The sequence below is a fragment of the Lentzea sp. NPDC004789 genome, assembly GCF_053601075.1.
The window spans coordinates 234,088-253,613 of record NZ_JBSGBE010000012.1 but is presented as its reverse complement, the minus strand read 5'-3'; the positions used below and the strand labels follow the sequence as shown (position 1 = coordinate 253,613).

Sequence of the window (19,526 nt, the reverse complement as noted above, 5' to 3'; positions counted from 1 at the left end):
GCCCCGCGTTTCCCCGGAGGAAACGCGGGGCCCCCGCGTTTCGCCTCCCCCGCGCACGCCGCTCCCGCTCAACGCACGCGGGGACGCCGCGTCCTCTCCTGTAGTACGAAAGCTCCCCGCGTGCGCTCCACACGAGTACGAAAGCTCCCCGCGTACCACTCCACAACCCACGTGCCCGCCGCCGTGCGCCTGGCGCACGCGGGGACGCCGCGTCCTCTCCTGTAGTACGAAAGCTCCCCGCGTGCGCTCCAGAGGAGTACGAAAGCTCCCCGCGTGCGTTGAGCGGACCCCCGATTGGCCCTGGCATCGGGCGCTCACCTACACTGGTCGGGTTGCCTCGGCGAGGGCGGACCTTCATCGGTCCGGCGTGATCGACGCGGTGGCTTGATGCCGCGCGTGTTGACGTTTCCGCGTGCTGCTCGCCGCCGCAGGCCACCACCCCAGAGCTGAACCGCTGAAACTTGTGCACCGCCCCGACGTACAAGGCCAGACTTGTAAGGAGAGCCCCACCGTGTCCGAGGTCCGTCTCGCCGCTGAGCAGCGCACTGAATTCGGCAAGGGCGCAGCCCGCCGTACCCGTCGCGCCGGCAAGATCCCCGCGGTGCTCTACGGCCACGGTTCCGACCCGAAGCACCTGGCCCTGCCGGCGCTCGAGTTCGCCCGTGTTGTCCGTGAGCACGGTCAGAACGCCGTCCTCACCCTCGCCCTCGACGGCGGGAGCGAGCTGGCGCTGACCAAGACCGTCACCACGCACCCCATCAAGAACTACATCGAGCACGTCGACCTGCTGCTCGTCCAGCGCGGCGAGAAGGTCACCGTCGACATCCCGGTCGTGCTGACCGGTGAGGCCCAGTCGGGCACGCTCGTCACGCAGGACGCCACCACGATCAGCGTGGAGGCCGAGGCGCTGCACATCCCCGAGCAGATCGAGGTCTCGATCGAGGGCAAGGAGGCCGGCGTCCAGATCCACGCCGGCGACCTGACCCTGCCGTCCGGTGTCACGCTGGCCGTCGACGCCGACGCTCTGATCGTCGCCGTGAACGAGGCGCCGTCCGCGGCGCAGCTCGAGGGTGACGAGGCCGCTCCGGCCGAGGCCACCGAGGAAAGCTGAGCCCCATCACGTCGGGCCGGACTGACGGCGCGCCACCCCCTCACGAGGGGGGAGGCGCGCCGTCCGCATACCTGCGGCCGTCCGACATCAGAAGCAAGACCTTCCGCCGCAAACGGCAGGGCTACGACCCCGACCAGGTGAACGAGTTCCTGCTGATCATCGCCGACGCGCTGGCCGGCCGGATCCGCCTGAACCCGGAGCACGTGCGCACCGTCCGGTTCGCCACGGTCCCCAACGGCTACGACCCGCTGAGCGTCGACGGCGTCCTGCACCTGCTGGAGCACCAGGTCCGCAACGGCATCGTGCCGCCGACGGGCCTGAACACCGGCGAGGACCTGCACGCGCGCAAGCTGCCGAAGACCGGCACCGGCTACGATCGCGCCGAAGTCGACGCCTTCATCGCCCGCGCCGCGGCCAACCTGGACGGCCGGGGTGCCATGACCTCCACCGAGGTCCGCAACACCCGGTTCAGCACCACGTCCGGCCTGCTGGGCAAGGGATACCAGGTGCAGGCCGTGGACGCGTTGCTGGACGACCTCGAGCAGGAGTTGCGGTTCCGTGGACGATGACCTCGCCCTCATTGTCGGCCTGGGCAACCCGGGCCCGAAGTACGAGGGCAACCGCCACAACATCGGCTTCCTGGTCCTCGACGAACTGGCCGCGCGGGTCGGCGGCAGGTTCAAGGCCCACAAGTCCGGCGCCGAGATCGTCGAGGGCCGCCTGTCCGGCCACCGAGTCGTCCTCGCCAAGCCGCGCAGCTTCATGAACCTCTCCGGCGGCCCCGTCGCGAGCGCCGCGAAGTTCTTCAAGCCCACCACCATCGTCGTGATCCACGACGAGCTGGACCTCCCGTTCGCCGCCATCCGCATGAAGCTCGGCGGCGGCGACAACGGCCACAACGGACTCCGCTCCATCACGAAGTCCTTGGGCACCAAGGACTACCACCGCGTCCGCTTCGGCGTGGACCGCCCGCCGGGCCGCCAGGACCCGGCCGACTACGTCCTCAAGGACTTCTCGACGGTCGAGCGCAAGCAGCTCGCGCTGGAGATCGACCGGGCGGCGGACGCGACCGAGGCCCTCGTCACCAAGGGCCTCGAAGCCGCGCAGAACGCCTTCCACTAGCTAGACCAACGCGGCCGCCGCGGACCGCCGCAACTTGCCGGAAGGCGTCTTCGGCAGGGTCCCCGGCGGCTGCACCACCACGGCGAACGGCCGCAACCCGACCGCGTCCACCACCCGCGCCGTCACTTCCTTCACCAGCGACTTCTCCGCCTCGGCGTCCCCGGCCAGCTTCGACTCCAGCACCACCGCGAACCGCTCCCGCTGCGTCCCGGCGTCCAACCGGACCGCGACGGCATTACCCGCGCGCACCCCGTCCACCGAGCAGGCGGCACGCTCCACATCGGTCGGATAGATGTTCCGGCCGCCCATGATGATGACGTCCTTGCGCCGCCCGCAGACGACGACCTGGCCGTCCTCAACCAGGTACCCGATGTCCCCAGTGGACAGCCATCCCTCGGCGTCCTGAGTGGCCAGCGGCCCGTTCACGGTCAGGTAGCCCGGCGTCACGGCCTCGCCGCGGATCTGCAGCTCACCGACGTCCCGGACGCCCAGCACGGCACCCGAGTCCGACACCACCCGCAGCTCCAGGCCCGGCAGCGGCGGCCCGAGCAACGGGAACGCCCGGCCCTCGGCAGCAGGCACCGCACGCCGGTCCGCCTCGACGGCGTCCGCGTCCACCACGTCCACGGACAGGCCCGTGAACAGCGGCGCGAACGCCACGCCCAGGGTGGTCTCGGCCATGCCGTAGGCGGCCAGAATCGACTCCGGACGCAGGCCGAACCGCGCGCCGGCCGACACGAACGCCTCGACCGCGGCGGGATCGATCGGCTCGGCGCCGTTCAGGGCCAGGCGCATCGAGGACAGGTCGAAGGAGTCGGTGGAGGAGGCCAGGCGGCGGGCCACGATCGCGTAGGCGAAGTTCGGCGCGGCGGTGATCGTGCCGCGATAGCGGGTGATCAGGTCGGCCCACAGGGTCGGGCGCGACAGGAAGTCGACCGGGGTGACCTTCACCAGTTCCAGGCCGAACAGCATCGGCACGGTCAGGAACCCGACCATGCCCATGTCGTGGAACAACGGCAGCCACGAAACCATGACGTCGGAGGCGGGATCGAGGGCCGCGGCGATCCGCATTCCGGTCGCGTTCGCCATCAGGTTGCGGTGCGTGATGCGCACCGCCTTCGGATCGGCGGTCGATCCACTCGTCAACTGCAGCAGTGCCGTGGCATCCTCGGGGGTGGGAACAGGGTGAGCGATCGGCTCGCCGTCGAGCTCTGAGAGCTTGCGGTACGGGATTGCGTGCTGGTCGAGCACGGGGGCCAAGGCGTCGAAAGGGCTTCCGAGCAGGACCAGTCGCGAGTCGATCATGGCGAGCACCCGCAGCGTGTCCTCGGCCCACTCGGCCAGGTCGGTGCGTGGTGTGGGTTGATGCAACATCGTGACGCTGCCGCCGCACAGCCAGGCTGCCTGCACGGCTGGGGCGATCACGGCAGGTTCGGCGGCGAGCACGGCGATCGCGGTGCCCGGCGCCACGTCGAGCGCACCGGCCATCCGCCGGGCGCGTTCGTGCACCTCGGCCCATGTCCGGCGGACGGGCGCGGCGGGTTCTCCCGTCGTCATGCCTCTGTCCTGGCCGTTGGCGGCCGTCGCCAGCATCACATCCACGAACTGACTCATGTTCGCGATCGTAGTGGCGCCCTTTGGTCCAACAGGACGAAACGTTATGCCACGCGAAACGCGATACTCCCCAGTACAGGTACGCAGGAGGAGGTCATTGGTGGATCGGGGCGGCCCCGGAGCGCAGCATCGTCTGCCCGCGCATCCGGCACCTCTGCTCTCCGCGCAGGACGTGGCCTCGGTCGCGTTCCATCGGCCCCCCAGGGGCGCACGCGGGTACGACGCGGCTGAGGTGGACGCATTTCTCGACCGGGTCGAGGACACCATGCGCAGCAGGGACATCCTCACGCGCGAGGACGTGCTCAACGTGAAGTTCCGGACGGCGACCCGGGATCCGGGCTACGACGTGAACGAGGTCAACGTCTTCATGGAACTGGTGGCCGACACGCTGCGGTCCACTCCGCAACGGCAACAGGCCGCCGCGCCCGCCCAGGGTGCGCACGCCACGTCGCAGGCGCTCAGACCCGCGGTCCGACTGTCCCCTGACGACGTTGCCGCCGTGCGCTTCCACAAGCCCAGACCGGGGACGCGCGGTTACCACGAAGGCCAGATCGACGCGTTCCTCGATCGCATCGAGGCCACCCTGCGCGGCCAGGACAACCTGACCGCCCAACAGATCCAGGACGCGGTGTTCGGCGAGACCGCGCCGGGCACCTTCGGGTACGACGAGGAGGACGTCGACACGTTCCTCGACCTCGTGGTGCTCATGTTCGAAACCGCACCGCCGCCCAGGACACCGCAGCCGCCCGCGCCGCCCACCACGCAGCTGCCGCAGCAACAGCAACGGCCCCAGCAGCGCGGCCCCCAGCCACCGCGGCGCCCCCAGCCGCAGCCGCCGGTGCAACAGCCCGCACAGCCCAGGGCCGTGGAGTCGCCGAAGCTCACCGCCGCCGACGTCCGCAACGTCGCGTTCCACCGCCCTCCCCGCGGCCGCCGCGGCTACCAGGAGTCCCAGGTGGACGCGTTCCTCGACCGCATCGAGGCGACGCTGCGAGGCCAGGACAACCTGACCTCCAAGGACATCCGCGACGTCAGGTTCTCCCGTCCGCTCATCGGACGGCGCGGCTACGACGAGACCGAGGTCGACGCGTTCCTGAGCCGGGTCGAGCAGCAGCTCTCCGGACCGGTCCGCAGCATGCCCGCCGTGCGGTCGTGGAAGGACCTGCGTCAGCTCCGGATCCCGCAGGCGGCGGCCGGCCAGCGCGGCTACCGCACCGCCCAGGTCGACCGGATGCTGGAGGAGATCGGCGTCGCGCTCGACGGCATGCTCGGGGCGACCTCGGAAGAGGTCATGAAGGCGCGCTTCAGCTACGCCCTGCTCTCCGGCCAGGGCTACGACACGTCGTTCATCGACGAACTGCTCCCGATGCTCGCCAACGAGCTGCGCCGCCGGGGCCGCTAGCCTTCGACCACCTCGGCCGCGGCCATCCAGGCGGCCTCGACGTCGGCCTCCTCCGCCAGCACGGCGCGGAGCTCGGCGTCGAGCTTCAACAGCCGGTCGGGATCGGTGGCGGCCTCGGCGAGCGCCGCGTGCAGCTCGGCTTCCTTCTTGTGCAGCACTTCGAGGCGCCGCTCCAACCGGGCCAGCTCCTTGCGGGCGGCACGCTGGTCGGCGGCGTTGGACGGCGCCTTCTCCGCGGCGGGGGCAGCGGTTTCCCTGTCGCGCAACGAGTCGCGGCGCTTGAGGTACTCGTCGATCCCGCCGGGCAGGTCGGTCAGCTTGCCGTCACCGAACAACGCCACGACCTTGTCGCACACGCGCTCGACGAGGTAGCGGTCGTGCGAGATCACGACGAGCGTGCCGGGCCACGAGTCGAGCAGGTCTTCCAGCTGCTGCAAGGTGTCGATGTCCAGGTCGTTCGTCGGCTCGTCGAGCAGCAGCACGTTCGGCTCGGCCATCAGCAACCGGCACAGCTGCAACCGGCGCCGCTCGCCACCGGACAGGTCCGAGACCGGCGTCCACTGCTTCTGCGACGAGAACCCGAACCGCTCGCCCAGCTGCGACGCCGACATCTCGTACTTGCCGAGCACGACGCGCCGTGCGACCTCCTCGATCGCCTCCAGCACGCGCATCGACCCGTCGAGGTCGTGCAGCTCCTGCGACAGGTGCGCGATCTTCACCGTCTGGCCCTGGATCCGCTTGCCCGTCTCGGGTTCGCGCTCGCCCGCCAGCAGCTTCAGCAACGTCGTCTTGCCGGATCCGTTGACCCCGACCAGACCGATGCGGTCGCCGGGACCGATGCGCCACGTCAGGTCGCGCACCAGCACGCGGTCCGGAATGGACAGTGTCGCGTCCTCCAGCTCGATCACCGTGCGGCCCAGGCGCTTCTTGGCGAACGCGAGCAGCTCGACGTTGTCGCGCGGTGCCGGCACGTCCGCGATCAACGCCTCGGCGGCCTCGATCCGGTAGCGGGGCTTGGACGTCCGCGCGGGCGCGCCGCGGCGCAGCCACGCGAGCTCCTTGCGCGCCAGGTTCTGCCGCTTCTCCTCCGCCGCGTCCGCGAGCCGCTGCCGCTCGGCGCGCGCGAAGATCCAGTCGGCGTAGCCGCCCTCGTACTGCTCGACCTTGCCCAGCACGACTTCCCACGTGCGGTTGCAGACCGTGTCGAGGAACCACCGGTCGTGCGTCACGACCACGAGCGCGCACTTGCGGGCCAGCAGGTGTTCCGCGAGCCACCGCACGCCCTCGACGTCGAGGTGGTTCGTCGGCTCGTCCAGCACGATCAGTTCGAGGTCCTGGATGAGCGCGGCCGCGAGCGCGACCCGGCGGCGTTCACCACCGGACATCGTGGAGACCACGGAGTCCAGGCCCAGGGCCGTGATCCCAAGTCCGTCCAGAATGGACCGGACGCGGGCGTCGGACGCCCACTCGTGCTCCGCGTCGAAGCCGAGCGGGTCGATCACCGCGTTGCGCACGGTCGAGCCCTCCGGCAGCTCGGTGCGCTGCGTCACGACCGCCATCCGCAGGTCGCGCGACCGCGACACCCTGCCGTCGTCCGCCGGTTCCACCCCGGCCAGCACCTCGAGCAGCGTCGTCTTGCCACCGCCGTTCAGGCCGACGACACCGATCCGGTCGCCTTCGTTGACGCCGAGCGACACGCCGTCGAGCAGCGGCCGGACGCCGAACGACTTCGACACGGACTCCAGGTTGACCAGGTTGGCCATCAAAACCTCACGACCCGAGAAGAAATACCCCCGCAGAGGCTACCTGGAAGCGCCAAAGGCCCTGCTCACCACGTATTAGGCGTGCACTTCCGGCGGCGTCGGCTTCGGTTCCTCGGTCGTGATCACCCGCGCACCGGGCACCGGCCCGTGCGCGACCCGGACCGTCCGGCACACGCCCGCGCCGGCCAGCTCGGCGGCCACGCGCACGGCCGTGTCGCCGTCCTCGCACAGGAACGCCGTCGTGGGGCCCGAACCGGACACGATGCCGGCCAGCGCGCCCGCGTCGACACCCGCGCGCAACGTGCGGCGCAGGTTCGGGCGCAGCGAGACGGCGGCCGCCTGCAGGTCGTTGCCCAGCAGCAACGCCAGCTGGCGCGGGTCGCCGGAGGACAGGCCCTCCAGCACGGCCTCGACCGCGCCGACGCGCGGCGGGTCTCCCTCGGCGCGCAGGCGGTCCAGCTCGTCGAACACGTCCGGAGTGGACAGTCCGCGCCGGTCGAACGCGAGCACCCAGTGGAACTGGTGACGGCTCAGCACCGGCACGATCCGCTCGCCGCGGCCGGTGCCGAGTGCGGTGGCGCCGTAGAGGGCGAACGGCACGTCGGCGCCGAGCTTCCCGGCCAGTTCGGCCAGCTCGTCACGGCTGATCTCCAGCCGCCACAACGACGACAGGCCCACGAGCGTCGCCGCCGCGTCCGCGCTGCCACCGGCCATGCCGCCGGCGACCGGGATGGCCTTGCGGATGACGACCCGGACCTTCGGGTCGTCGGGGTCCTTGCCGACGTGCGCGGCCAGCAGGCGGACCGCGCGCCAGGCGAGGTTCGAGGCTCCCGTGGGCACCTGGTCGGCGCCCTCGCCGTGGACCTCGACACCGGGTTCGTCCGCCACCGCGACCGTGACCTCGTCGACCAGCGAGAGGGCCTGGAAGATCGTCACCAGGTCGTGGTAGCCGTCCGGGCGCACGTCACCGACGGCCAGGTGCAGGTTGACCTTGGCCGGGACGCGGACCGTGACCGGGGGTGGAACGACTGCGAGCACCATGTCAGCCTACGGGCGTTCTGGAGTCCTGGACCTCTCCCCCGGTCACCACCTGCGTCAGACCGGGATGACCGAACCGTTGTAGGTCTGCTTGATGTAGTCCTTGACCTGCTGCGATCCGAGCAGCTCCGCCAGGGCGCGGATGCGCTTGTCGTCCTTGAGCTCGGTCCGGGTGACCAGACCGTTGGCGTTCGGGTTGCCCTCGGCCTTCTCCAGCGCGAGCGCGTCGGTGGCGGGCTTCAGGCCCGCGTCGATCGCGTAGTTGCCGTTGATCACCGACGCGTCGGTGTCCTCCAGCGAACGGGGCAGCTGAGCGGCCTCCAGCGGCACGAACTGGAGGTTCTTGGGGTTCTCCGCCACGTCGCGGACGGTCGGCGCGTCCACGGCCTTGAGCTTGATCAGACCGTTGGCCTCCAGCAGCTTCAGCCCGCGGGTCTCGTTGGTGGCGTCGTTGGCCAGCGCGATCTTGGCGTTCTGCGGCAGCTCGTCGAGCTTGTGCGCCTTCTTCGAGTACACGCCCAGCGGCTCGACGTGCACGGGCGCGACCCATTCGACCTTGGCGCCGCTCTCCTTCGTGAACGTCGCGAGGTACGGGACGGTCTGGAAGTAGTTGGCGTCGAGCGAGCCGTCGACCAGCGCCGTGTTGGGCTGCACGTAGTCGGTGAACTCGACGACCTCGATCTTCAGCCCCTTCTGCGCGGCGAGGTTGTCGGCCACGTACTTGAGGATCTGCGCGTGCGGGACGGGCGACACGCCCACCTTGAGCGTGTCGGAGGCGCTGCCACCGGACGAGCAAGCGGACAAAGCAGTCAAAGCGACCGCGATCAGGGCAGCCTTAATACGCATTTCGTTCCTTTTGAGAGTTTCTGCCGGCGGCAGGTTCGAGTACGCGGGGAGCTTTCGTACTCTCCTGGAGTACGGGAGGGCCCCGCGTGCGGAAAAGTCAGACGGTGGCGTGTCGGCGCCGGTCGGACGCACGGGCGGCACGGGTGAAACCGAGCTGGATCAACGTCGTGAGCACGGCGAGCCACGCCACGGTGCTCCACAGGATCCGGTCGTTGAAGCGCTGGTAGCCCTCGCGGATCGCCAGGTCACCGAGGCCGCCGCCGCCGATCACGCCCGCCATGGCGGAGTACCCGATCAGGGCGATCACGGTGACGCCGATGGCGTTGATCAGCGCGGGCAGCGACTCGCGGATCAGCACCGAACGCACGATCCGCAGCGTCGAGGCGCCGGTCGTGACCGCGGCCTCGACCACGGTCACGTGCACCTCGGACAGGATGTTCTGCACCAGCCGCCCGACGAACGGAATCGCACCCACGGCCAACGGCACGATGACCGCCGTGCTGCCGATGGAACCGCCGACGATCAGGCGGGTGACCGACGTGAGCGCGACGAGCAGCACGATGAACGGCATCGAGCGGCCCAGGTCGGTGATGAAGCCGAGAACGCGGTGCAGCGCGGCGTTCGGCCGCAGCCCGCCCTTGGCGGTGAGCTGCAGCCAAACCCCGAGCGGAACTCCGAAAGCGGTGGCGATCAAGGTGGAGACACCGACCATGTACAGCGTCTCCCCGGTGGCCTCGACGAGAAAGCTCAGCACGTCCGGCCAGGGTGTTGCAGACCTCACGCAGCTACTCCCTGCGGCCCCTTCAGGGACCTCTGCACCGCGCCACCGGCCTCGCTGATCCACTCCAGCGCGGAGTCGGACCGCTCACCGTTCAGGCCGAGGCGGAACCGCGCGACGGGGGTCTCGCCCAGGCGCGTCAGGCCGCCACCGACGATGTTCAGCTCGACGCCGAACCGGTGGGAGGCCTCGGGCAGCAGCGCGCCGACCGCGGCGAACCCGACGAGCACGACGTCCGCGACGCGGTCGTAGCTGCTCTCGTTGATCGGGTTCAGGTCGACGGCGGGCAGCAGCGCACCGCTCGTGCGGCTGCCGGCGTCGCTGACGAGGTCGAGGACCTTGCCGTGCTCGACGACGCGACCCTGCTCCAGCACGGCGACGTCGTCGCAGATCTTGCGGACCACGCCCATGTCGTGCGTGACGACGAGAACGGTCACACCCAGCTCAGCGCGCGCACGGTCGAGGACGGTGAGCACGGAACCGGTGGTCTCGGGGTCGAGCGCGGACGTGGGCTCGTCGGCCAGCAGGACGCTCGGGTTCGCGGCGAGTGCGCGTGCCACGGCGATGCGCTGACGCTGCCCGCCGGACAGCTGGTCGGGGTAGGCGGCGGCCTTGTCGGTCAGCCCGACGAGGTCCAGCAGCTCGCCCACCCGGCTGCGGCGCTGCGGTCCAGGCACGCCCGCGGACTCCAGCGGCAACGCGATGTTGCCGGCCGCGGTGCGCTGGCGCAGCAGCGAATCCCCTTGCGGCACAACGCCGATCTGGCGACGGGCGGCCCGCAGCGCGGACCCGTCCAGCGCGGTGATGTCCGTGCCGTCGACCCGGATCGCACCGGAGTCGGGACGCTCCAGCAGCGCCACGCAGCGCGCGAGCGTCGACTTGCCGGCCCCGCTCGGGCCGACCACGCCGAGCACGGTGCCCGCCTCGACGTCGAGGGTCACGCCGTTCAGGGCGTTGACACCCTGGAAGGACTTGGTGAGGTTTTCGACAGTGATCACTTCTGCTCCACGGCTGCGCGCGACGGCACACCCGCCTCGTGGGCGGTGCGCGGTCGGAGTTCTGCTCAGGTGTGTGCGCCCCTCGTGCTTGAGGAGGGCCGCGTCAAAGGACTTTGAGAAGGCGCCTTAGACGAGGTGGCGACGACATGCAGAAGCGGTGCGACGGCACTGGTCGACGACTCGCCGACGCGTCAGCATTCGCGTGGTGCCCATGTGATCCTCCATCGGTCCTGGCGTTAGCACCTGCCCGCATCCAGCGGGTGGTTGCTGCGACGTCGTAGAGCCAGGTCTCTCGGTCGCTCCGGATGGCACCTAGCAGTCAACCGGACGCACGTTCGGTTGCGCAAGCCAGAATCCGATTCGTTCGACAGATCACACTGTTGGCCGATGGATCCTCGGCCTAGACCTCCGCGATCCGGATGAAGTCGATCACGCTCAGCTGCTCGCCCCTGGCCTGCGGGTCGATGCCGGCCTTGTCGAGCAGTTCGTCGACGTTGATCTGCGCGGTCTCGGCCCAGCCCTTGAGGGCGGCCCTGAGGGTCTTGCGGCGTTGCGCGAAGGCCGCGTCGACGATCGAGAAGAGTCTCGTCTTGTCCACAGTGGACAGCGGGCTTTCGTGGCGGTGGAACCAGACCAGGCCCGAGTCGACGTTGGGCGCGGGCCAGAAGACGTTCCTGCCGACCGGACCGGCCTTCTTCGCCTCCGCGTACCAGGCGAGCTTCACGCTGGGCACGCCGTAGATCTTGCTGCCGGGCCCGGCCGCCATCCGGTCGGCCACCTCGGCCTGGACCATCACGAGGCCCTTCCGCAGCGTCGGGAGCTCGTTCAGCAGGTGCAGGACGACGGGGACGGCGACGTTGTAGGGCAGGTTCGCCACGATCGCCGTGGGCTGGACCACGAGGTCGTCCTTCGTGACCTTCATGGCGTCCTTGAGGACGACGTGCAGCTTGCCCGCGTTCTCCGGATCCATCTCGCGCACGGTCTGCGGCAGGCGCCCGGCCAGCGGCGGGTCGATCTCGACCGCGACGACCTGCTCGGCGGCGGGGAGCAGCGCCAGGGTCAGCGAGCCCAGGCCGGGACCGACCTCCAGCACCACGTCGTCCGGGGTGAGCTCGGCCGCGGCGACGATCTTGCGGACCGTGTTCGGGTCGTGCACGAAGTTCTGCCCGAGTTTTTTGGTCGGGCGGATGCCCAGTTCTTCGGCCAGACGTCGCACTTCGGCAGGTCCCAGCAGGCTCACCTGAGCATTCTCGCAGGTGGGATCAGGAACCGGCGGGCGGGCTGCCGGACACCGAAACCCGCCGACCGGCAGAAACACGGGGGCCCCGCGTTCCCCAGAAGGAAACGCGGAGCCCCCGCGTGCCAGGAAGTCTTGCGGTTACGGCAGGCCCAGCTTGGCGCGGCAGCCCGGCCAGGCGCCGTAGGTGCCGCCGGCGCGGTCGCGCAGCTTGGTCGCGATGGCGATCTGCTGCTCGCGGGTGGCCTGGTGCGGGAGCTGGGCGTAGGCGGTGCCGCCGTTGGAGGCCCAGGTGCCGGCGTTGAACTGCAGGCCGCCGTAGTAGCCGTTGCCCGTGTTGGCGGCCCAGTTGCCACCGGCCTCGCACTTGGCGAGCCGGTCCCAGACCTCGCCGTCGGGCAGCGGCTTGGTGCCGACCGTGATCTTCTTCGGCTTCGGCTCCTTGGTGACCTTGCCGGCGATCTTCTCGCGGCTGATCTCCTTGCCGTTCTTCACGGTCACGCGGTACGTGCTGATCTGCTCGCCGGGCGTGCCGGGGTCGGTGACCGTCTGCTCGCCCGCGTTCATGTTCGGGTCGTTGGTCTTCTCGACCGGCGGGGCGACCGGCTCGTTCACGTTGATGACCGTGACGCCCGTGCGGGAGATGTAGACCTCGGCGCCGGTGGCGAGCTTCACGTCGGTGCCGGAGGCGACCGCGTCCTCGGGGCCGAGCGAGAGGTTCTCGTTCTTCAGCAGCTCGTCGACGGTGACCGCGGTGGTCTGGATCTCGCGGACCGGGTTGGCGCCGTCGAACAGCTTGATGTTCTTGCGGGTCTTGACTTCCAGATTCATGCCCTCCAGGGGCACGTTCTGGTTGCCGGGAGCGGAGAACCAGGCTCCCTCGACCGGCACGCCCATCTGCTTGGCGGCCTCCTCGACGGTGACCGAGCGGACCCAGTCCTCGCGGGCCTGGCCGTCGATGCTCGCCTTGACGAGGCGGCCGCGGTCGAGGGTGATCTTGCCGCCGTCGGAGATCGGGGTGTTCAGCGAAGGCGAGAGGGCGTCGTGCTCACCAACGACGATGCCCTCCTCGGCGAGAACCTCGCCGACCGTGCCCTCGTAGGAGTGGACGGTCTGCAGCGCACCGTCCACGTCGACCGTGAGGGACTTGTCCATCGCCATGGCGGTCACGCCGCCGCCGGAGATGGAGACGAGGACCGCGGCGACCGCACCCTTGAGGAAGCGGCGCTTCCAGTTGGTGACCGTCTGGACGAGGACCTGTGGGTCCTCCTTCTCCTCTTCCTCCGTCGGGAGGACGAGGGGCGGCATGATCGTCGTCTCGGCGTTGATGAGCCGGATCAGCTCGTCGACGTCGACGTTCGCCGTGGCGAGGAGCTCGTCGGCGTCCGGTCCGAGCACCTCGAGCACGTCCTCCGGCGAGATGCTCAGCGCACCGGCGGGAAAGCTCGGGTGAGGATCGGCGACGGCGGTGGCCGTGGCCATCCCGACCGGCGTGAACCAGTCGGTGTCCTCGTTGAAGTCGTACGGAGCGGCAGTTCTGTCGCTACCAGACACTGGGTCGATACCTCCATTGCGGAAGCTCGAGGCCACCGCACAGTTGGCGTTGACAAGATCATTCGAGTTGGAACTCGAAGGTTCCCGGCAACTCCTCCTACGTGGTCTCGCTTCTTCGCGCTTCTGGCTTGGGTCCCGCCCCGACTGCGGGCGTGCACCGAACCGACAAGGTCGGCTCAGGTGGCACGGTCACGGGACAGTAACGGGGTCGCGGACGTTGCGCAAACACCCCCGCCAATGTTGTGACCTCAGTCACCCCATGGGGTAGGAACCCTTTGCTCCGTTCGTCTTACATCGCATCTCAGTGACCAAGTCCGAACACTCGTTGAGCATTACGGGTGACAGCGGAGCAGAGTTCAGAAAGATCTTCGCCACGGAGCGTGGCCAAAGTCCGAACTGTGTAATTCACACAATAGGGTTCGTTTGGGCGCCCCCTGAACGGATGCGGCGTCAGGAACGGGGCGTCCGTCTCGACCAGGAGCTGATCTCGCGGCACCAGCCGGGCCGCCTCCTGCAGGGCGCGGGCGTTCTTGAACGTCACCGGGCCCGCGAACGACAGCACGTACCCCGCGTCGACGCACCGCCGGGCGAAGTCCGCGTCACCGGAGAAGCAGTGGAAGACCACAGTGGACGGTGCGCCCTCGGCGTCGAGGACCTTGAGGATGTCCTCGTGCGCGTCCCGGTCGTGGATCATCAACGGCTTCCCAACGCGCTTGGAAAGCTCGATGTGCCAACGGAAAGCCTCGTGCTGCGCGGCCGGCGGCGAGTAGTCCCAGTAGTAGTCGAGACCGGTCTCGCCGATCGCCACGACGCGGGGCAACACCGCCAGCCGCTCCAGCTCGGCCTTCTCGAGATCACCGAACGAAGACGTGCGCGTCGGGTGCACGGCCACCGCGGCGTAGACGCGCGGGTCCCAAGTGGACGCTTCGGCGGCCCACCGCGCGGCGGCCAGGTCGTCCGCCACGGTGATCACGTGCGAGACCCCGGCGGCCTCCGCGCGGTCCAGCACCTCCGCCACGCCGGCCCGGTCGGTGGCGCCGCACGCGTCCAGATGCGTGTGAGCGTCGATCACCGGTGCCGGAAGAGCTTCCGGCACCGGCGGTCGTTCCCGCTTGTCCGCCACTAGTCGGTGACGATCGGAGCCCACTCGGGCCCGGTCTCGCCCAGCTTCGGGTCGAGTTTCGCGAACAGCGGCGACGGCTTCTGCAAAGGCCGGCCGACCTCGATCGGCGTGGACTCCCAGCGAGCCTGCTCACCGGCGTAGTCACCGGTCAGCACCGGGTACGAGCGGTCGGGCACGTCGAGGTCGGTGACCTCGGTCAGCGCGGGCTGAGCCGCCCACACGCCCGTGCCGCCCAACGCCTCGTGCACCTGCTGCGCCGAGTGCGGCAGGAACGGCGTCATCAGCGTGTTCGCGTCCTGAACCACCTGCAGCGCGGTGTGCAGCACCGAGTCACGGCGGTCCGGGTCGTCCTTGAGCTTCCACGGCTCCTGGTCCGACAGGTACTTGTTCGCCGCCGAGATGACCCGCATGGCCTCACCGGACGCCTGCTTGAACCGCGACCGGCGCAGGTGCGCGCCGACGGTGTCGAACGCCGCACGCGACTGCCGCAGCAGCTCGTGGTCGGCGTCCGTCAGCGCGGTGGCCTTCGGGATCGCGCCGACGTTCTTGTGCGCCATCGAGACCGAGCGGTTGACCAGGTTGCCCCACTCGTTCGCCAGCTCGAAGTTCGTCCGGCGGACGAACTCCTCCCAGGTGAAGTCGGTGTCCTGGTTCTCGGGACCGGCGACGGAGATGAAGTACCGCAGCGCGTCCGGCCCGAACTCCTTGAGGAAGTCGCCGACGTAGATCACGGTGCCGCGCGAGGTGGAGAACTTCGAGCCGCTCATCGTCAGGTACTCCGACGACACGACCTCGGTCGGCAGGTTCAGCGTGCCGAACCGGCCGGGCTCGCCGCCCTTGTCGCCCGCGCCGTTCTGCCCGAGCAGCAGCGACGGCCAGATCAGCGAGTGGAAGACGATGTTGTCCTTGCCCATGAAGTAGTAGCCCTGGGCGTCACCCGTCCAGAACTCCTTCCAGGCGTCGTCGTCGCCGGAACGACGGGCCCACTCCACGGACGCGCTCAGGTAGCCGATCACCGCGTCGAACCACACGTAGAACCGCTTCATCGGCTGGTTGCTCCACCCGTCGAGCGGGATCGGCACACCCCAGTCGAGGTCGCGGGTGATCGCGCGCGGCCTCAAGTCCTTGATCAGGTTCTGCGAGAACTTGAGCACGTTCGGGCGCCACTCGGTGCGCGTCGACATCCACGAGCCGAGCGAGTCGATGAACGCGGGCAGGTCCAGGAACAGGTGCTCGGTCTCGACGAACTTCGGCACCTCGCCGTTGATCCGCGAGCGAGGGTTCTTCAGGTCCGCGGGGTCGAGCTGGTTGCCGCAGTTGTCGCACTGGTCACCGCGCGCGCCGTCGTACCCGCAGATCGGGCAGGTGCCCTCGATGTAGCGGTCGGGCAGCGTCCGCCCGGTCGACGGGCTGATGGCGCCCATCTCCGTCTTGGGGATGACGTAGCCGTTCTTCCACAACGCAGAGAACAGGTCCTGCACGACCTGGTAGTGGTTGCCGGTCGTCGTGCGGGTGAAGAGGTCGTAGGAGAGGCCGAGGCCCTGCAGGTCGGAGGCGATCACGCGGTTGTACTTGTCGGCGAGCTCACGAGCCGTGAGCCCTTCCTTCTCGGCCTGCACCTGGATGGGTGTGCCGTGCTCGTCCGTGCCGCTGACCATGAGCACCCGGTGTCCGGACATTCGCATGTAGCGGGAGAAGACGTCGGACGGGACACCGAAACCGGAGACGTGACCGATGTGACGGGGGCCATTGGCGTAAGGCCAGGCCACCGCGGTCAGTACGGAGGCACTCATGCGCATAGCCTACGGAGGCGGTGCCAGCCGCTTTTCACTGCATGGGAGGTCGGTTTGTCCGCGACCAGGATGCTCGTGCTCGGCATGGTCAAGCTCGTCGGCGAGGCGCACGGGTACCAGGTGCGCCGCGAGCTCAAGTCGTGGGCGGCGGACCAGTGGGCGAACGTGCAGCCGGGCTCGATCTACCACGCGCTGAGGTCGCTGGCCAAGGACGGGCTGGTGGAACCGGTGGGGGTCGAGTCGGGCGAGGGGCCGGCCAGGACCACCTACAAGATCACCGCAGCCGGTGAGCACGAGCTGCAGGACCTCCTCGGCCACGCGCTGTCCGACGCGTCCGCCGGCAACGACATGGTCTCCGCGAGCGTCGCGATGCTCAACCTCGTGCCCCGCAGGCAGGCGATCGTGATGCTGCGCAACCGGCTGGCCGGCCTCGAAGGGCAGCTCGCGCCGACCAGGCACGGCGTCACCTCGATGCCGGAGATGGGCAAACCCGCGCACGTCAGCGAGCTGTTCCGGCTCTGGCTCGTCCACCTCGAAGGTCAGGTGCGCTGGACTCGGGAGCTGATCGAACGTCTGGAGGCCGGCGAGTACGCGCTGAAGGACTAGTCAAACTTGATTAGTTCCCCTACCCTCTAGTCAAACTTGACTAGAGGGGGTTCGGTCATGATCAAGGCACGCGGCCTCGCGCGCCGGTTCACGACGAAGTCCGGCCCGGTGGAAGCAGTGCGCGGGGTGGACATCGACGTCGCCGAGGGGGAGCTCGTCGGGTTCCTGGGGCCGAACGGGGCAGGCAAGTCCACGACGTTGCGCATGCTCACGACACTGCTGCAGCCGACCGCGGGCGAGGCGACCATCGCCGGGCACGACCTGCTGACCGACCCGGCGGGCGTGCGCCGCAACATCGGGTACGTCGGCCAGAAGAACGGCAGCGGCGCGGACCAGCGGGTTCGCGACGAGCTCGAGTTCCAGGGCCGCTTCTACGGCATGTCCGGGGCGCAGGCACGGCGCAAGGCCGCCGACCTGATCGAACGGTTCGAGCTGCAGGGCACGGAGAACCGGCTGGCGGTCACGTTGTCCGGCGGCCAGCAGCGCCGGCTCGACATCGCGATGGGCCTGCTGCACGACCCGCGACTGCTGTTCCTCGACGAACCGTCGACCGGGCTCGACCCGCAGAGCCGCCGCAACCTGTGGGACCACGTCAAGCGGCTCAGGGCCGACGGCACCACGGTCTTCCTGACCACCCACTACCTCGACGAGGCGGACTTCCTCAGCGACCGGCTGCTGGTGATCGACCACGGCCTGATCGTCGGCGAGGGCTCTCCCGACGAGCTTAAGGACCGCGTCTCCGGCGATCTGGTCGTGCTCGGCACGCCCCAGGCGGCGGTCGTCGCCACGAAGTTCGACAACGCCGTGGTCGACGGCGAGAAGGTCAGCTTCCGCATCCCGAACGGCGACCGCGCGCTGCCGTCGTTGCTGCGCGACCTCGACCAGATCGGCGTCGAGCTGCACTCCGTCCAGGTCCACCGGCCGACCTTGGACGACGTGTTCCTGACCATGACCGGCCGCTCCCTGAGGGAGGAAGCCAATGCTGCGTGACACCTGGCTCGTCTTCGCCCGCGTGATGCTGCCGGTGGTGCGCAACCCCGTCGCGGTGATCTTCGGGTTGTCCCAGCCGTTGCTCTACCTGGCCCTGTTCGGGCCGCTGCTCGGCGACACCGGCTGGCAGTGGTTCGTGCCCGGCCTGCTGGTGCAGCTGGCGTTGTTCGGCACGGCCTACGCGGGCTTCTCGCTGCTGCCGGAGGTGCGGACGGGCGTGATGGAACGGCTGCGGGTCACCCCGGTCAGCCGGGTCGCGCTGCTCGTCGGCAGGGTCGGCAAGGACGTGGCGCTGCTGGTCGTGCAGGGCCTGCTGATCGTGCTCGCCGCGATGCTGTTCGGGTTCCGCGCGTCGCCCGGCGAGATCCTGCTCGGCCTCGCGCTCGTGGCCCTGCTCGGCGTCGCCATCGGGTCGGCGTCGTACGCGATCGCGTTGAAGGTGAAGCTGGAGTACGTCTTCGCGTCCGTCCTGTCAGCGACGATCGTGCCGTTGATGCTGCTCTCGGGCGTGTTGCTGCCGATGTCCAACGGTCCGAAGTGGCTCTACTGGCTGTCTCGGGTCAACCCGTTGGCGCACGTCGTCGATGCCGAGCGGTCGATCTTCAACACCGGTTCGCTGCTGTTCGGCCTGATCTCGGTGGTCGTGCTGGTGCTGGCCGGTGTCTTCTACGGCGTCCGCACGTTCAACCGCGAGTCAGCTTGACTTGATCGCGGCGTCGTACAGGGCCTTCTTGCTGACGCCGGCCGCCTCCGCGACCTCGGCGGCGGCCGACTTCAGCCGTTCCCCGTCGGCGACGCGCTGGCGGACCTCGGCGACCAGGGTGTCCAGGTCCGGCTTCTCCTCGGCGGGAGCCGGACCGAGGACGACGGTGATCTCGCCGCGTGCGCCTTCCACGGCCCACTCGGCGAGCTCGGCCAACGATCCGCGCACGACCTCTTCGTAGGTCTTGGTCAGCTCACGGCACACGGCGGCTTGACGCTCAGGTCCGAGCACCTCCACGGCGTCCGCGAGCGTCGCGGCCAGCCGGTGGGGTGCCTCGAAGAAGACGACCGTGCGTTGTTCGGTGGCCAGCGGTGCGAACCAACGCTTGCGCTCACCGGACTTGCGCGGCGGGAAGCCGTCGAACGCGAACCTGTCGCTCGGCAGGCCCGACACGGCGAGCGCGGTCGTCACGGCGGACGGCCCCGGCAGGCACGTGACCCTGAGGTCCTGCTCGACACACGCGGCGACGAGCCGGTAACCGGGATCGGACACGGACGGCATTCCGGCGTCCGTCACGAGCAGCACCGTCTCGCCGTTGCGCAGTGATTCCAGCAGTCCCGGCAGGCGTGCGGTCTCCACCTGGTCGTAGAAGCTGATCACCCGTCCGGATGGCTTGACCTGCAGCGCGGCCGCGAGGGAGTGCAACCGCCGGGTGTCCTCGGCGGCGATCACGTCGGCCGTCTCCAACGCCTCCACCAGGCGCGGGGAGGCGTCGCGGATGTCACCGAGCGGGGTGGCTGCCAGGACCAGACGGCCTGAACCGGATACAGGACTCACAAGGTTCACCC

The 19,526-nt window shown here is 69.4% G+C and carries 18 protein-coding genes and 1 riboswitch; of the genes, 7 read left to right on the top strand and 11 right to left on the bottom strand.

Going from position 1 to position 19,526, the window contains the following annotated elements; genetic code table 11:
• Positions 1 to 511 precede the first annotated feature (511 nt).
• Genes ACWEIJ_RS26920 through pth form a run of 3 tightly spaced genes read left to right on the top strand, consistent with a single transcriptional unit; the run spans position 512 to position 2,233 of the window.
• Positions 512 to 1,111 carry a 50S ribosomal protein L25/general stress protein Ctc gene (locus ACWEIJ_RS26920; protein WP_449840006.1) on the top strand — a complete coding sequence of 200 codons (600 nt, stop codon included), beginning with the start codon at positions 512 to 514 and terminating at the stop codon, positions 1,109 to 1,111.
• A gap of 5 nt (positions 1,112 to 1,116) precedes the next feature.
• Complete coding sequence (locus ACWEIJ_RS26915) at positions 1,117 to 1,680, top strand: DivIVA domain-containing protein (protein WP_449840045.1); 564 nt, start codon at positions 1,117 to 1,119, stop codon at positions 1,678 to 1,680.
• Positions 1,670 to 2,233: an aminoacyl-tRNA hydrolase gene (gene pth / locus ACWEIJ_RS26910; protein ID WP_449840005.1), complete on the top strand. Its 564-nt coding sequence runs from the start codon at positions 1,670 to 1,672 to the stop codon at positions 2,231 to 2,233. Before ACWEIJ_RS26915 ends, pth begins: the two co-directional genes overlap by 11 nt.
• Here the strand turns inward: pth and ACWEIJ_RS26905 are convergent, their stop codons facing one another.
• Complete coding sequence (locus ACWEIJ_RS26905; RefSeq protein ID WP_449840004.1) at positions 2,234 to 3,847, bottom strand: fatty acyl-AMP ligase; 1,614 nt, start codon at positions 3,845 to 3,847, stop codon at positions 2,234 to 2,236.
• Between ACWEIJ_RS26905 and ACWEIJ_RS26900 the strand changes: the two genes are divergently transcribed.
• On the top strand, positions 3,846 to 5,249 hold the full coding sequence (locus ACWEIJ_RS26900; protein WP_449840003.1) for a DivIVA domain-containing protein: 1,404 nt from the start codon (positions 3,846 to 3,848) through the stop codon (positions 5,247 to 5,249). The genes ACWEIJ_RS26905 and ACWEIJ_RS26900 overlap by 2 nt on opposite strands.
• Here ACWEIJ_RS26900 and ACWEIJ_RS26895 read toward each other — a convergent pair.
• From ACWEIJ_RS26895 to metG, 9 genes are all read right to left on the bottom strand, one after another.
• On the bottom strand, positions 5,246 to 7,012 hold the full coding sequence (locus ACWEIJ_RS26895; protein WP_449840002.1) for an ABC-F family ATP-binding cassette domain-containing protein: 1,767 nt from the start codon (positions 7,010 to 7,012) through the stop codon (positions 5,246 to 5,248). The two genes, ACWEIJ_RS26900 and ACWEIJ_RS26895, sit on opposite strands and share 4 nt — an antisense overlap.
• Before the next feature lie 75 nt (positions 7,013 to 7,087).
• Complete coding sequence (locus ACWEIJ_RS26890) at positions 7,088 to 8,053, bottom strand: 4-(cytidine 5'-diphospho)-2-C-methyl-D-erythritol kinase (RefSeq protein WP_449840001.1); 966 nt, start codon at positions 8,051 to 8,053, stop codon at positions 7,088 to 7,090.
• Between the two features lie 54 nt (positions 8,054 to 8,107).
• Positions 8,108 to 8,896, bottom strand: coding sequence for a MetQ/NlpA family ABC transporter substrate-binding protein (locus tag ACWEIJ_RS26885; RefSeq protein ID WP_449840000.1), 789 nt, complete (start codon positions 8,894 to 8,896; stop codon positions 8,108 to 8,110).
• A gap of 97 nt (positions 8,897 to 8,993) precedes the next feature.
• Entirely contained in the window at positions 8,994 to 9,677 is a 684-nt protein-coding gene (locus ACWEIJ_RS26880) for a methionine ABC transporter permease (protein ID WP_449839999.1), read from the bottom strand.
• Positions 9,674 to 10,672 (bottom strand): methionine ABC transporter ATP-binding protein, encoded by a 999-nt coding sequence (locus tag ACWEIJ_RS26875; RefSeq protein ID WP_449839998.1) that lies wholly within the window; start codon positions 10,670 to 10,672, stop codon positions 9,674 to 9,676. The genes ACWEIJ_RS26880 and ACWEIJ_RS26875 overlap by 4 nt, the downstream gene beginning before the upstream one ends.
• Positions 10,673 to 10,890: 218 nt before the next feature.
• Positions 10,891 to 10,984, bottom strand: a riboswitch (SAM riboswitch).
• 88 nt (positions 10,985 to 11,072) lie between these two features.
• Positions 11,073 to 11,906, bottom strand: coding sequence for a 16S rRNA (adenine(1518)-N(6)/adenine(1519)-N(6))-dimethyltransferase RsmA (gene rsmA / locus ACWEIJ_RS26870; RefSeq protein WP_449840044.1), 834 nt, complete (start codon positions 11,904 to 11,906; stop codon positions 11,073 to 11,075).
• A gap of 144 nt (positions 11,907 to 12,050) precedes the next feature.
• The gene (locus tag ACWEIJ_RS26865; protein ID WP_449839997.1) at positions 12,051 to 13,463 is read right to left on the bottom strand and encodes a transglycosylase family protein; all 1,413 of its coding nucleotides are present in this window, start codon (positions 13,461 to 13,463) and stop codon (positions 12,051 to 12,053) included.
• Positions 13,464 to 13,764: 301 nt separating this feature from the next.
• The gene (locus ACWEIJ_RS26860) at positions 13,765 to 14,559 is read right to left on the bottom strand and encodes a TatD family hydrolase (RefSeq protein WP_449839996.1); all 795 of its coding nucleotides are present in this window, start codon (positions 14,557 to 14,559) and stop codon (positions 13,765 to 13,767) included.
• A gap of 26 nt (positions 14,560 to 14,585) precedes the next feature.
• A complete protein-coding gene (gene metG, locus ACWEIJ_RS26855) occupies positions 14,586 to 16,379 on the bottom strand; it encodes a methionine--tRNA ligase (RefSeq protein ID WP_449839995.1) in 1,794 nt (597 codons plus the stop codon).
• 54 nt (positions 16,380 to 16,433) lie between these two features.
• Between metG and ACWEIJ_RS26850 the strand changes: the two genes are divergently transcribed.
• From ACWEIJ_RS26850 to ACWEIJ_RS26840, 3 genes are read left to right on the top strand one after another with little or no spacing between them, the layout of a single operon-like run.
• The gene (locus ACWEIJ_RS26850; RefSeq protein ID WP_449839994.1) at positions 16,434 to 16,985 is read left to right on the top strand and encodes a PadR family transcriptional regulator; all 552 of its coding nucleotides are present in this window, start codon (positions 16,434 to 16,436) and stop codon (positions 16,983 to 16,985) included.
• A gap of 57 nt (positions 16,986 to 17,042) precedes the next feature.
• On the top strand, positions 17,043 to 17,975 hold the full coding sequence (locus ACWEIJ_RS26845; RefSeq protein ID WP_449839993.1) for an ATP-binding cassette domain-containing protein: 933 nt from the start codon (positions 17,043 to 17,045) through the stop codon (positions 17,973 to 17,975).
• A complete protein-coding gene (locus ACWEIJ_RS26840) occupies positions 17,965 to 18,678 on the top strand; it encodes an ABC transporter permease (protein ID WP_449839992.1) in 714 nt (237 codons plus the stop codon). Before ACWEIJ_RS26845 ends, ACWEIJ_RS26840 begins: the two co-directional genes overlap by 11 nt.
• Here ACWEIJ_RS26840 and rsmI read toward each other — a convergent pair.
• Positions 18,670 to 19,515 carry a 16S rRNA (cytidine(1402)-2'-O)-methyltransferase gene (gene rsmI, locus ACWEIJ_RS26835; protein WP_449839991.1) on the bottom strand — a complete coding sequence of 282 codons (846 nt, stop codon included), beginning with the start codon at positions 19,513 to 19,515 and terminating at the stop codon, positions 18,670 to 18,672. The genes ACWEIJ_RS26840 and rsmI overlap by 9 nt on opposite strands.
• Positions 19,516 to 19,526: the final 11 nt, after the last annotated feature.